Raw genomic sequence first — 12,931 nt, 5'->3', positions numbered from 1 at the left:
CCCTGCAACGATAATCGCACTACGGACCCCATACGTCCGTGGTGACGGTTAGCCTGCACTTGTACCGTACGGGTCTGGGCGGAGGGCGGGCATCGTGGATCTGGAGGCGATAGCCGAGATCAGTCGGCTCAAGTACCGATACGTGCGTGCCCTCGACACCAAGTCGTGGGTCGACTTCGCGGACACCCTCCTGCCCGATGCCACGGCCACGTATGCCGAGCACCTGCGGTTCGATTCGCGGGATGCGTTCGTGTCCTTCCTGCAGGACACCCTCGGTCCGCACGTGATCACCGAGCACCACTGCGGGCACCCGGAGATCGACGTCAGCGGTGATACCGCGACCGGGATCTGGTACCTGTCCGACACCGTCGTGGTGCCGGGCGACCAGATGCTGATGCACGGCGCGGCCTTCTACGAGGACACCTACCGGCGGGACGCCGCAGGCCGGTGGAAGATCGCGCACACCGCATACGAGCGCACCTACGAGTCTGTGTACTCGCTCGCGGACATGCCGAGCTTCCGCCTCACGTCGAACCGGTGGGCCCTCATCGGCTCGCCGCAGTCCGGAACGGCGTCCGGGATCGTCCCGTGACGGATCTCCCCGCTGCCGGCGCCCTGCCGTATCTCACGGTGCGCGGGGCGGGGCGGGCGATCGAGTGGTACCGGAAGGCGTTCGGCGCCGAGGTGGTGGGCGAGCCGATCGTGATGGACGACGGCCGGATCGGGCACGCGGAGCTGCGGCTGCAGTCCGGGATGATCTATCTGGCCGAGGAGTTCCCGGAGATGGGGCTCAGCGCGCCGGAGTCGGGTGCCACGTCGGTGAGCCTGATGCTGCCGGTCGACGACACCGACGCGGTGCTCGAACGGGCCCGCGACGCCGGCGGCAGGGTGGAGCGGTGGATCTCGGAGAACCACGGCCGCCGCAACGCGACGCTGATCGACCCGTTCGGGCACCGCTGGATGCTGTCGGGTCCGGTCAAGGACTGACGGATTCGCGGGTGCCCGGTCGTGGGGCCGGTCGGCTGGTCCGTACCAGGGTTTCCTTGGACAGGAATACTGCGAGGGCGGACAGTGCAATGAGCCCGATGAAGTACCAGGCGATGTTGTCGGTACGGCCGCCGTTCCCGAGTCCGACGAGCCAGTTCGCCATCAGCGGTGCGGTCCCGGCGCCGAGGACGGAGCCGAACTGGAAGGTCAGGGAGACACCCGTGTAACGGTCCTGCGTTTCGAACTTCTCGGCGAGGAAAGCGCCGATGGGGCCGTACATCGACGCCTGGATGATCGGATTGCCCACCAGGAAGCCGATCGCGACCAGCCAGTAGCTGTCGGAGTTGAACAGCGCGAACATCGGGAAGACGAGCACGACGGAAACCAGCCCGCCGGCGAGCATGATCGGGCGGCGTCCGTATCGATCCGAGAGCCAGGCGAAGAAGGGGATCGCGAAGATGTGGACGACGCTGGAGAAGGTGAGCATGTAGAGGGCGTCCTGGCGCGGCACCACACCCTGGGCCGCGACGTACGGAACGACCCAGACGGCGAGCAGCGCCTGCATGAACAGCGGTCCGGCCGTGGCCAGGATCCCGTACACCGTGGACGCGGGGTACTTCTCGAGAACACGGAGGATCGGTGTGCCGGTGTGCACTTCACCGGCTGCGCGAGCCTTGGCGAAGTCCGGGGACTCTGTCACGCGGTAGCGCATGAACAGTCCGACGATCACCAGCGCAGCGGACAGCAGGAACGGTACGCGCCAGCCCCAACTGAGGAACTCTTCGTCCGGAAGCCCTGCAAACAGGGCCAGAATCAGAGTCGCAAGGACAGACCCGGTGGGGCCGCCGGTGACGGCGATCGATGCGGCGAGGCCGCGACGATCCTGCTTCACGTGTTCGGCAGCCATGAGGGTGGCGCCCGCCCACTCGCCGCCGACGGCGAGGCCCTGGATGACGCGGAGGGCGACCAGGATCAGCGGAGCGGCCACTCCGATCGTCTCGTAGGTCGGCATGAGGCCGATTGCGACGGACACGAGCCCCATCATCATCAAGGTGATGACGAGAATGTTCTTGCGCCCGAACTTGTCGCCGAAGTGCCCGAAGAGGATGCCGCCGATCGGGCGCGAGATGTAACCGGCGAGCAGGATGATGAACGAGAGCGTCGACCCCAGTACCGGATCCATCGTCTCCGGGAAGAACAGCGCAGGAAACACCAAACCTGCTGCGGCGCCGTAGAGCAGGAAATCGTAGTACTCAACCGTCGATCCCAGAAAGCTCGAGACCAGCGCGCGACGCGAATCCTTCGGCGAGGGATCCGTGTGCGCGGTGTGCGGAAGATGCATGGCACTCCTTCGATGTGGCGACGTCAACCGACGAATCCACAGGTTCGACTGTGTGACGCATCACAGCAATCGAGCGTGCCGTACGGCGGCACGCTCTGGCAGACGACTAGGGTTCCGCGTATGTCCGCCAGGCAGATCCGCGCGTCGTATCCGGACACCCGTAGTTGGATCCGTGCCATTCCCGGTGCGTCGGCCACCGCGCCCGCCACCGGACTCCCGATGCCCCGCGCCACGGGGGACACTGCGCTGCCCGCCGATCCGGTGGCCCTGTTCCTGGACTGGCTCGAGGAGGCCGTCGCGGCCGGCGTGGTCGAACCGCACGTCGCGACGCTGTCGACGGTGGACGAGGCGGGCGCGCCCGATGCCCGCACGCTGCTGCTCAAGGACGTCACCGAGGCGGGATGGTGGTTCTCGTCCGACCGGCGTTCACCCAAGGCGCGGCAGTTGGACGCTGATCCGGTTGCGGCGCTGACCTTCTACTGGCGGGAGCAGGGCCGTCAGGTGCGGGTACGGGGTTCGGTGGTGCGCGGCGACGCGGACGTCAGCGCACGGGACTTCCTGGAGCGTTCGGTGACGGCGCGTGCGGTGGCCGCGGCGAGCCGGCAGAGCGAGATCCTCACCGATGTCGCGGAGTACGACGCCGCGGTGCGGGAGTCGGTGGCCGAGGTGGAGGCCGATCCGTCCTACGTCGAGGACACCTGGCAGGCTTGGTGTCTGGTCCCGGAGACGGTGGAGTTCTGGCACGCCGATCCGGGCCGCCGGCACCTGCGGGTGCGGTACCGGCGCAGCCTGGAAGTCGAGGGTGTGAGCTGGGCCCGCGACGCGCTGTGGCCGTGAACCGATCGAGAAGAACATAAGGAGGTCCGGTGACGTCGTTCATCCAGACCCGGGTACACGGGAACGTCGCAGAGATCGTGCTCGATCGGCCCAGGGCGCTCAACGCCCTGGACGCGAGCATGATCCGAGACATACACGCGGCACTGGTGCAGTGGCGCGACGACGACGCGATCGCCGTGGTGCTGGTGACCAGTTCGTCCGAGCGCGCGTTCTGCGCAGGCGGCGACATCAAGTCGGTGCGGCAGTCTGCACTGGACCGTGACCACAACGCCGTCCACAAGTTCTTCTCCACCGAGTACCAGCTCAATGCGCTCATCGCGAACTACCCCAAGCCGTATGTCGCGCTGATCGACGGACACGCGATGGGTGGTGGGCTCGGCATCTCGGTGCACGGATCGATTCGTGTGGTGACCGAGAAGGCCGGCCTCGCGATGCCCGAGACCGCAATCGGCTTCTTCCCCGACGTCGGTGCCAGCTACTTCCTGCCCCGGCTCACCGGCGCGACGGGAATGTACCTGGGCCTCACCGGTGCCCGGGCGTCGGGCGCGGACGCCGTCGTCGCCGGTCTGGCTACCCACTTCGTGCCCAGCGACAAGCTCGACGCGCTCGCCGACGAGATTCGAGAGATTCGCAGCGGCGGAGATGTCGTCGCCACGATCGAGCGTCACGCCACCGAGGCGCCGGCATCGGAGATGGCGGATCAGCTCGACGAGATCGACCGGGTCTTCGGGTCGGGCAGTGTCGCCGACATGGTGGCGCGGCTGACCGGCGACGAAGAGTGGACCAAGGCCACCCGCGAGGCGCTGGCCACGGTTGCCCCCAGCAGCCTGTGGATCACAGCCGAGTTGGTGCGCCGGGGCGCGGACCTGACCCTCGAGCAGTGCCTGGATCTCGAACTGGCACTCGGCGCCGAGGTCACCCGCAACGCGGACTTCATCGAAGGTGTGCGGGCCGTTCTGGTCGACAAGGACCGCAATCCGTCGTGGAATCCGCCGTCGGTCGACGACATCGATGCCGAGGCGATCGAGGCGCTGTTCACCGAGGTCACCGCCGAACCGGCGGAGTAGCCGCGGTCAGACGGTCACGGGCAGGTCGAGTTGCAGGCGTGCACCGCCGAGCGGACTGTCGGTCAGCGCGGCGGTGCCCCCGTGCAGTGACGCCTGCTGCGCGATCAGTGCGAGACCGAGCCCGGATCCCTCCGGGTGCGCGGACGATCCCCGTGCGAAGCGCTCGAACAGCGTCGCGCGTTCGTGCTCGGGCACACCGATCCCGTTGTCGTCGACCGCGATCGTGACACCACGGTCGCCGTTGTCGGCGACGGTGATCCGGACCCGGTCGGCGCGCCCGTGCCGGACGGCGTTGGTGACCGCGTTCTCGAGTACCAGGCGAAGCCCCGACGGTAGCCCGCGCATCGGCAGGGACGGTGGGGTGGAGAGTTCGACGGCCACGTCGGGCAGGCGCCGGGCCGACTCCTGCACGCATCGGTCCGCCAGTTCCACCAGGTCGAGATCCTCGTGATCGTCGGCGTCGGACAGCTCACCGACGGCCAGGCTCTCGAGGTCCGACAGGGTGTTCTCGATCTGTCGTTCGGTGGCCAGCACGTCGCGGATGATCTCGGCGCGCTGCTCGTCGGACAGGGGCATCGTGGCGAGCACCTCGAGGTCGGTGCGCATCGAGGTGAGCGGGGTGCGCAGTTCGTGGGCGGAGACGGCCGCGAAGTCGCGTGCCGACCCGAGTGCTGACTGTGTCCGGCTCTGCGCCTTGCCGATTCGGGTCAACATGTGTCCGATGGCGTCGGCGAGCTCCTCCGCCTCGCGTGCCCCGCGGATGTCGGGGAGGGCGGCGGGCAGTTCGTCGCCGACGGTGTGGGTGGCCGCGGCGAGCCGCTGCAAGGGGCGTACCGCCCGCCCGGCCAGCAGCCAGCCGAGCCCGGCCGCGGCCGCGATGGCGACGATGGCGGCGCCGGCCACCTGCCACTGCTGATCGCGGATCGCGCGGCTCAGCGCGTCCTCGGGAACCGAGACGGCGACCAACGTGCCGGCCGCGCCGGTGATCGGGACGTCCTTGGCGCGGACGGCAGCACCGTCGATCGTGGTCGCGCGGACAGAGTCGGTGACTTCCGCGGCGGGGGTCGCGACGACCACCGGGTCGCGCTCGGCGAGGGGTGAAGTGGGTGCGGCGCCGAATCCCGAGACCGCCGACTCGGACGGCACAGTCAGCGACACCGAGTCCAGGGTGCGATCGAGTTGTTCGGAACTGTTGACGCGCAGGAACACCGCGAAGGCGAATCCGATCGCGGCGATCACGATGGTGGCGGCGAGCGCCGCGACGAGGGCGACGCGGGCCCGCAGGGACAGTGAGCGTCGGCGCGGGCTCACGGCTGATCCCGTAACACGAATCCGACTCCTCGCACGGTGTGCAGCACGCGGGGCATCCCGTTCGCCTCCAGCTTCTTACGCAGGTACGTCACGAAGACGTCGACGACGTTGGTGTCCGCGTCGAAGTCGTAGCCCCACACCAGTCGCAGCAGCTGAACCCGGCTGAGGACGATCCCCGCGTTCTCCGCGAGGACGGCGAGCAGGTCGAACTCGCGTTTGGTCAGCTCGACGCGCTCACCCCTCGCGCGGACACGTCGGCCGGGCAGATCCATCTCGAGCTCGCCGACGGTGACCACACCTGCCGGGACGTCCTTGCGGGGTGCCCTGCGCAGCAGTGCGCGCAGTCGGGCGACCAACTCACCCAGCTCGAACGGCTTGGTGAGATAGTCGTCGGCGCCGGCCTCGAGTCCCGCGATCCGATCGCCGACCGTGCTGCGGGCGCTGAGGACGCAGATCGGGACGTCGTTGCCCATCGCGCGCAGAGCGGTGACGACGCTGACGCCGTCCAGGCCCGGCATGTTGACGTCGAGGACGATCGCGTCCGGGTTCGACGAGCTCACGGCCCGCAGCGCGGAGGCCCCGTCCGGCGCGGTCTCGAGGTCGAAACCGGACAGGCGGAGCCCCCGTGTGAGGGATGACAGGACCTTGGGGTCGTCGTCGACGAGCAGGATACGGGCGCTATCGGTCACTGGATCCATAGTGCCCGGTCCCTCAGGTTACTCAGCAGGCGCGCGCTGTGATCATCGCCGTGTCGGCGCTGTCGGTCGTCGCCGTGACGGCGGGTGCGGCGTCGGCCTCGATGTACGCGGCTTCGCTGAGCTCGGCAGCGGCAGTGCTTTCCGTGGACGCGCCGGCCTCGGTGACCACCGGACCGTTCTCGGCGCTGTCCGCGATCAGCTTCTGGATCTCCTCCTCCGACAGGTTCTCGGTCGAGCACGCTTCGGTGAGTTCCGCGGCGGGGGCGGAGTCGGTCGGGGAGGTGACGGCCACCGGCTCGCCGGAGGGAAGGGAGTTCTGCGCCCAGGCGACGCCGGGGACCGCGAGGGCACCGGCCGCGGCGATGCTCGCGGCGGCGACGGCGATCTTGCGGCGTGTGACGTTGCGGATGAGGGACTTGGTCATGGTCGGACTCCTCGCTCGGTGTCGGAGCCCCGGTGGCCCCGACACCAGCCAAGTTATGGGCGCAAAACTCGGCTCCTGTTAGCGAAGTCTTAGGGGTTGATTAGAGAATCACGGGCGCGCGATCCCGAGCGCCGCGGCCAGCTCCCGCAGCGCAGGAAGCGGATCTCCGGCCATCGGCAGTACCTGGATCGCTACGTGATCGGCGCCTGCATCGAGATGCTCGGTGAGCCGGGGCGCGATGGTGGCGGCGTCGCCGTGCGCGACGAGGGCGTCGATGACGCGGTCGCTGCCGCCGTTGTCGAGTTCGGCGGTCGGGAAGCCGAGACGTTCGAGGTTGCGGCGGTAGTTGCGCAGGTGCAGGTACGGGTTCTCGACGGCCTCGCGGCCGGTCGCCCGGGCGGCGTCCGAGTCGGTACCCAACACCACCTTCTGTTCCGGTGCCAGCAGCGCGTCCGGGCCCAGCACCTCGCGGGCCTCGCGGGTGTGCTGCGGTGTCGTCAGGTACGGGTGCGCCCCGGCGGAGCGGTCCGCGGCCAGCTTCAGGACCTTCGGACCGAGGGCGGCGAGCACGCGCCGCTGCACCGGGACGCCGGCGTCGTCCAGGACGTCGAGGTAACGGACCAGGGCCTCGTAGGGCCGCTCGGCACCCATGCCGGGCACCTCCGGGTGGCCGACGCCGATCCCGAGCACGAACCGTCCGGGATGGCGAGATTCGATGCGGTGGTACGACTTCGCCACCTCGTCGGCGGGTGCGGCGAAGATGTTCACGATGCCCGTCGCGACCGTGATCTTCTCGGTGCCCGCCACGAGGTCCTCGATCACCTGCAGATCCGCCGGGGGAGACCCGCCCGCCCAGATAGCGCCGTATCCGAGGCGCTCGATTTCCGCGCCCACCTCGGGTGGCAGACCGAAGGCGTGACGCCAGACGCCGAACGCGCCGAAGTGCAAGGGCTCTGCTGTGTCCTGTGTCATACCCGCTGCAACGGGACCGGTCGGTGGTTCATTCCTGACGCGGCGCGGAGTCGGTGGTTTCCGGCTGGGCGACGGTCCGCCGCTGGATCCGCAGCCACACCGCGAAACCCCACAGCACAAACCCCGCGTACACGAGATACAGGATCGCCGACGGGTAGTAGCCGCCGCTGAAGAGCAGCGGAACGCCCACCACGTCGACGCCGATCCAGATCAGCCAGAACTCCGTCCACCCTCGGGCCATGCCGAACGTCGCGAGGATGGAACCGGTGAAGATCCACGCGTCGGGCCACGGGCCCCACGAGCCCAGCATCTCGAAGACCTTCGCGAACACGACGGTGCCCACCGCCATCGTGGCGATCATCGCGACCCGTTGTCGCGTCGACGCCCAGTGCGGGAGCACCGCCTTGCCGGAGTCGTGCCGCGACGCCGCCCACCGCGTCCAGCCGTACGCGCTGACCATGATGAACAGCAGTTGCCGCCCGGCCTGCCCGTACAGGTTGAGGTCCTGTGGGGTGTGGAACAGCGCACCCATGAACACCGTGAACAGCAGGGCGTTGCCGATGATGCCCACCGGCCACGCCCACACGACGCGCTTCATGCCGCCGATCGCGGACGCGATGCCGAAACCGTTCCCGATGATCTCGCGCCACAGGATCGTGGCGCCGCCGATGTGCAGTTCGGCGTCGAACAGCGTCTGCAGAACGCTCACTAGTCGCCTGCGGCCACGAGCGGCTCGAGCGTGAGCTCCGGCATCTCCTTCTGGATGTACTGCAGGCGCCACTTGTCGCTGAACAGCGCGAGCAACACGCCGTCGGTGCGGGTGAAGACCTCCACGCCGCGCTGGCGGCCCAGCTCGACGGCGGACTCGGCGTCGGTGCGGCGGCACAGCGCGTAGCCGAGCGGCTCCATCCGTGCCTCGACGTTGAACTCGGCCTTCATCCGGGCCGCGACCACCTCGAACTGCATGGGGCCGACGGCCGCCATGACGGGCGACGCGTCGCCGCGGATGTCGTTTCGCAGGATCTGCACGACGCCCTCGGATTCGAGCTGGTCGACGGCGCGGCGGAACTGCTTGTACTTGCTGGCGCTCTCGGCGCGCAGCACCGAGAAGTGCTCGGGCGCGAACGACGGGATCGGCGGGAACTCCACCTTCTTGTCGGTGAACAGCGTGTGGCCCGGCGCCAGCGCGTTGGCGTTGACGAGGCCGACGATGTCGCCGGGGTAGGCGTTCTCGACAGTGGTGCGGTCGCGCCCGAAGACGGTCAGCGCGTACTTGGTCGCGAACGGCTTGCCGGTCTGCGCGTGCGTGACGACCATGCCGCGCTCGAACACACCGGACACCACGCGCATGAACGCGAGGCGGTCGCGGTGCGCGGTGTCCATGCCGGCCTGCACCTTGAACACGACGGCGCTGAACGGGTCGGTGACTTCGCGCGGCTTGTCGGCGATGTCCTTGCGCGCACCCGGCGGCGGCGCGAGCGCGACGAGAGTGTCGAGGATCTGACGGACGCCGAAGTTCAGCATCGCCGACGCGAAGATCACCGGCGAGGTCTGGCCCGCGAGGAACAGCTCCTGGTCGTGATCCTGGCCGCTCGCCGAGAGCAGTTCGCTCTCCTCGGCCGCGGTCACCCATTCGTCGCTCTCGCGAGCCGCGGCCGCGTCGGCGTCGAGGATCTCCTCGGGAGCGATCTTCGCGCCACCGGCGGTGCGGGTGAAGCGGATGTATTCGACGGGCTCGCCCGCAGCGTCTCCCAGGCCGCGGCGCAGCAGACCGCGGAAGTCGCCCGCGATGCCGACCGGCCAGTACAGCGGGGTGGGGACGAGGCCGATACGGTCGTTGATCTCGTCGAGCAGTTCCAGCGGCGTGCGGCCCGGGCGGTCCCACTTGTTGATCACGGTGATGACCGGGATGCCGCGGTGGCGACAGACCTGGAACAGCTTCAGGGTCTGCGGCTCGAGGCCCTTGGCGGCGTCGATGAGCATCACGGCCGCGTCGACAGCGGTGAGCACGCGGTAGGTGTCCTCCGAGAAGTCGGAGTGACCGGGGGTATCGACGAGGTTGATGACGTTGATCTGGTCGTCAGGGGTCTCGTCGGAGTGGTAGTTGAACTGCAGCGCCGTCGACGACACCGAGATGCCGCGAGCCTTCTCCATCTCCATCCAGTCGGAGACGGTCGACTTACGGCCGGCCTTGCCGTGCACGGCGCCGGCCTCGGAGATCATCTTCGCGTGCAGCGCGAGAGCCTCGGTCAGAGTCGACTTACCGGCGTCGGGATGAGAGATGACGGCGAACGTGCGCCGCCGGGTGGCCTCGGCCTTCAGGGACTTGGGAACGGCACCCGTAGTGGACGCCGTCTCGGCGGTGGTGAGCTCGGCCGAGTCGGGCGCGCTAGTCAACGGGTGAGCCTCTCAGGTTCGTGGTCGGAGTCCGGGCGATGAAGCGGTGGTGAGAAACCGATACCAGGGTACGCGGGCGCTGTGCTGGGGTCCGAGGTCGGCACCGCCGACTGGGTCCGAGGTCGGCACCGCCGACTGGGTCCGAGGTCGGCACCGCCGACGGGTAACAGGTCGGCACCGCTTGTGGATATACGTGTCGGGAACCGGGGGAGACAGTCGTAGTGTCCCGACAGGGACCGGCAGGAGTTTGCGATGAGCAAGTTCACCGACGAGATGTATTCCACGGCCGCGGCGAGTTCGCAGGCCCTGATCACCGGCGAACCCGACGCGCCGCTGCGCCAGGAGTGGGGCGAGGTCCACGCGATTGCGCGCCGCATGGCCGGTGCGCTCGCCGACGCCGGGATCGAGCACGGCGACGCGATCGGCGTTCTGGCCGGCATGCCCGTCGATATCGCCCCGGCCTGTCAGGCGACATGGATGCGGGGCGCGTCGGTGACGATGCTCCACCAGCCCACGCCGCGTACCGACCTGCAGGTGTGGGTGCAGGACACCGAGATGATCATCAGGATGATCGCGGCGACCGCGGTGATCATCGGGTCGCCCTTCGAGGCGGCGGTCCCGTTGCTGATCGAGCGCGGGATCAGGGTCGTGACCATCGACGAGATGCGTGCGGGCGGTGAGATCGACCCGGTCGACACGTCCGAGACCGACATTGCGTTGCAGCAGTTGACCTCCGGGGCCACCGGTTCGCCGAAGGCCGTGCAGCTCACGCACGGCAACTTCTACGCCAACGCCTACGCGATGATCGACCGCGTCAAGTTCAACCCCGACCGCGACGTCATGATCAGCTGGCTGCCCCTGTTCCACGACATGGGCATGATCGCCTTCCTCGCCGTGCCGATGCAGATCGGCGCCACCACGGTCCACATCACCCCGATCGACTTCCTGAATGCGCCGCTGCTGTGGGCGGAACTGATGGGGAAGTATCGTGGAACCCTCACCGCGGCACCGAATTTCGCGTACTCTCTGCTCGCCCGCCGGTTGGCGCAGGCGCCCGAGGGCGAGTACGACCTGTCGACCATGCGGTGCCTGCTCAACGGAGCCGAGCCGGTCGATCCCGACACGATGATCGCGCTCGCCGAGGCCGGCGCCCGATTCGGCCTGGATCCGATGGCGCTCGCCCCGACGTACGGGATGGCCGAGGTGACCCTCGCGGTGTCGGTGCCCGAACCCGGGCAGGGCATGGTGCTCGACCACGTCGACCCGGATCTATTGGAGGCCGGCGGAATGGCGGTGCGCTCCAACCGAAGTAACGCTCGACCCCTCCCGACGCTGGGGCCGCTGGTGCCGGGACTCGAGGGGCGGGTGGTCGCGCGGGACGGGTTGGAGTTGCCGCGCCGCGCCGTCGGCGTGATCGAACTACGTGGAAAGTCCGTCACGCCCGGCTATCTCACCGTCGACGGGCCGGTGCCGACGCAGGACGACGACGGCTGGATCAACACCGGCGACATCGGCTACTTCACCGAGGACGGGCTGGTCGTGGTGTGCGGACGCGTCAAGGACGTCATCATCATGGGCGGCCGCAACATCTATCCCACCGACATCGAGCGCGCCGCCGGATCGGTCGCGGGGGTGCGCCCCGGCAACGCAGTCGCGATCCGCCTCGATGCCGGCGACAAGCGGGAGAGCTTCGCAGTTGCTGTGGAGACCAACGCAATCGACGACGAGGACGAGGTGAAGCGGATCGAGCGGGAGGTCGCGCACGCCGTGGTCTCCGAGGTCGGCGTCCGCCCGCGCAACGTCGCGGTCCTCGGGCCCGGGTCGATCCCGAAGACCTCGTCGGGCAAGCTTCGACGGTCGAGTTCGATCAGCCTGCTCTGACGGCCTGAATCAGGCTGCGGCGAGGACAGGTTCGACGATGCGCTCCGCGATGGCCCGGCGAATCTCGGTCGGGATCTGCGCCTCGTGGGCGCGCCGGACCGCCACGGCGAGCCGATCGGCGGTCTCGTTCAACAGGTGCCCACTGTGACCGCGCACCCAGGAGAATCGGACGTGTCGACCGACCAACGAGTGCCTGATCCGGTCCGCAACCACCGCGGCCTCCCCATCGCGTGGCACCGGCCAGCCCGACTGCAGCACCCCGAGGTGCTGCAGCGCCGCCTGACTGTCGGTGAGAATGTGGAGCCGGCGGTCGGTGAACCGGTCGATCGCGAGTTCGATCGCGAGCAGTTCACCGGTGAGCACGGTCTTGACGTTCGGGACCATCCGCTGATGACGATTGCCTTCTTCGCTCACACAGGCCACGCCGACTCCCCGGCGGCGTGACTTCGAGGCGTCCGTCGCGACGGTCAGCTCCGGCAGCGCCGCGATTCGCAGGCGCTCGAGCTCCTCGCGTGCGGTCGTCCGTGCGCCGGCATCGGCATCGAGGGCATCGAGACCAACGCGTGAGAGATCCGCGACGGCGCCCCGGGCCACCCCGACGATCGTGATCGACGGGAATGCGTCGAGGACGTGATCGATCTCTTTGCGGAGAGTGTTGTCGGTGAGGTGGAGCAGGATGGGCTCCGCGCGGGTGGCGGAGAGGTCGAGGAGGAACGAGAACGCATCGAGCGCCGCCGCGAAGTACGACGCGTCGGTTGCATCGTCGCGGACGAACAGGCGCGTGTGCGTTTCGTCGTTCGCCTGCCACACGGCGACGGCGCGGGCGAGACCGCCGTCGAGGCAGCGGTTCTTGCGGGCGTGGATCACGGCAAGCACGGGCTTTCTCCTTCGTTCGGATCCTTTGTTCGGGTAACACCGAACAGAATGCCCGGTACGTACGACAGCAACGTGATGAAGATTGATAACCGGGGTTATCGACGCTCGCTCGTGAATTTGGGGCGGGGCGATCGGTCCG

General features: G+C 68.5%; 13 protein-coding genes. 5 read left to right on the top strand and 8 right to left on the bottom strand.

The genetic code is table 11. The features are described 5' to 3' along the window. Positions 1 to 94: 94 nt before the first annotated feature. Both J2X34_RS08620 and J2X34_RS08615 read left to right on the top strand, forming a co-directional pair. Positions 95 to 592, top strand: coding sequence for a nuclear transport factor 2 family protein (locus J2X34_RS08620; protein ID WP_114718252.1), 498 nt, complete (start codon positions 95 to 97; stop codon positions 590 to 592). Further along, the gene (locus J2X34_RS08615; protein ID WP_114718253.1) at positions 589 to 987 is read left to right on the top strand and encodes a VOC family protein; all 399 of its coding nucleotides are present in this window, start codon (positions 589 to 591) and stop codon (positions 985 to 987) included. Before J2X34_RS08620 ends, J2X34_RS08615 begins: the two co-directional genes overlap by 4 nt. Here J2X34_RS08615 and J2X34_RS08610 read toward each other — a convergent pair. Then, entirely contained in the window at positions 977 to 2,329 is a 1,353-nt protein-coding gene (locus J2X34_RS08610) for an MFS transporter (protein ID WP_114718254.1), read from the bottom strand. The two genes, J2X34_RS08615 and J2X34_RS08610, sit on opposite strands and share 11 nt — an antisense overlap. A gap of 120 nt (positions 2,330 to 2,449) precedes the next feature. On the opposite strand from J2X34_RS08610, the gene J2X34_RS08605 reads away from it, so the two are divergent. Then, positions 2,450 to 3,166, top strand: a complete 717-nt coding sequence (locus tag J2X34_RS08605; protein WP_114718255.1) for a pyridoxine/pyridoxamine 5'-phosphate oxidase — start codon at positions 2,450 to 2,452, stop codon at positions 3,164 to 3,166. Positions 3,167 to 3,195: 29 nt separating this feature from the next. Beyond that, positions 3,196 to 4,233 (top strand): enoyl-CoA hydratase/isomerase family protein, encoded by a 1,038-nt coding sequence (locus tag J2X34_RS08600; RefSeq protein WP_114718256.1) that lies wholly within the window; start codon positions 3,196 to 3,198, stop codon positions 4,231 to 4,233. A gap of 6 nt (positions 4,234 to 4,239) precedes the next feature. Here the strand turns inward: J2X34_RS08600 and J2X34_RS08595 are convergent, their stop codons facing one another. The 6 genes from J2X34_RS08595 to J2X34_RS08570 form a co-directional block, all read right to left on the bottom strand. Further along, positions 4,240 to 5,544 carry a HAMP domain-containing sensor histidine kinase gene (locus tag J2X34_RS08595; protein ID WP_429516605.1) on the bottom strand — a complete coding sequence of 435 codons (1,305 nt, stop codon included), beginning with the start codon at positions 5,542 to 5,544 and terminating at the stop codon, positions 4,240 to 4,242. Next, positions 5,541 to 6,242 (bottom strand): response regulator transcription factor, encoded by a 702-nt coding sequence (locus J2X34_RS08590; RefSeq protein ID WP_114718258.1) that lies wholly within the window; start codon positions 6,240 to 6,242, stop codon positions 5,541 to 5,543. The genes J2X34_RS08595 and J2X34_RS08590 overlap by 4 nt, the downstream gene beginning before the upstream one ends. 22 nt (positions 6,243 to 6,264) lie before the next feature. After that, positions 6,265 to 6,666 (bottom strand): hypothetical protein, encoded by a 402-nt coding sequence (locus J2X34_RS08585; protein WP_114718259.1) that lies wholly within the window; start codon positions 6,664 to 6,666, stop codon positions 6,265 to 6,267. Positions 6,667 to 6,774: 108 nt separating this feature from the next. Beyond that, a complete protein-coding gene (locus tag J2X34_RS08580; RefSeq protein WP_114718260.1) occupies positions 6,775 to 7,638 on the bottom strand; it encodes an LLM class F420-dependent oxidoreductase in 864 nt (287 codons plus the stop codon). A 28-nt stretch (positions 7,639 to 7,666) separates the two neighbouring features. Next, positions 7,667 to 8,347, bottom strand: coding sequence for a nicotinamide riboside transporter PnuC (pnuC, locus tag J2X34_RS08575; protein WP_429516603.1), 681 nt, complete (start codon positions 8,345 to 8,347; stop codon positions 7,667 to 7,669). Beyond that, positions 8,347 to 10,035, bottom strand: a complete 1,689-nt coding sequence (locus J2X34_RS08570; protein WP_114718262.1) for a peptide chain release factor 3 — start codon at positions 10,033 to 10,035, stop codon at positions 8,347 to 8,349. The genes pnuC and J2X34_RS08570 overlap by 1 nt, the downstream gene beginning before the upstream one ends. Positions 10,036 to 10,287: 252 nt before the next feature. Here J2X34_RS08570 and J2X34_RS08565 point away from each other — a divergent pair, with 252 nt between their 5' ends. Further along, the gene (locus tag J2X34_RS08565) at positions 10,288 to 11,916 is read left to right on the top strand and encodes a fatty acyl-AMP ligase (RefSeq protein ID WP_114718263.1); all 1,629 of its coding nucleotides are present in this window, start codon (positions 10,288 to 10,290) and stop codon (positions 11,914 to 11,916) included. Between the two features lie 9 nt (positions 11,917 to 11,925). Here J2X34_RS08565 and J2X34_RS08560 read toward each other — a convergent pair whose 3' ends face one another. Beyond that, positions 11,926 to 12,792 carry a ribonuclease H family protein gene (locus J2X34_RS08560; protein WP_429516601.1) on the bottom strand — a complete coding sequence of 289 codons (867 nt, stop codon included), beginning with the start codon at positions 12,790 to 12,792 and terminating at the stop codon, positions 11,926 to 11,928. Positions 12,793 to 12,931: the final 139 nt, after the last annotated feature.

This window comes from Rhodococcus sp. BE178 (genome assembly GCF_050433545.1).
In the GTDB taxonomy this organism is placed as follows: Bacteria; Actinomycetota; Actinomycetes; order Mycobacteriales; family Mycobacteriaceae; genus Prescottella.
This window is presented reverse-complemented; position numbering and strand designations above follow the sequence as displayed.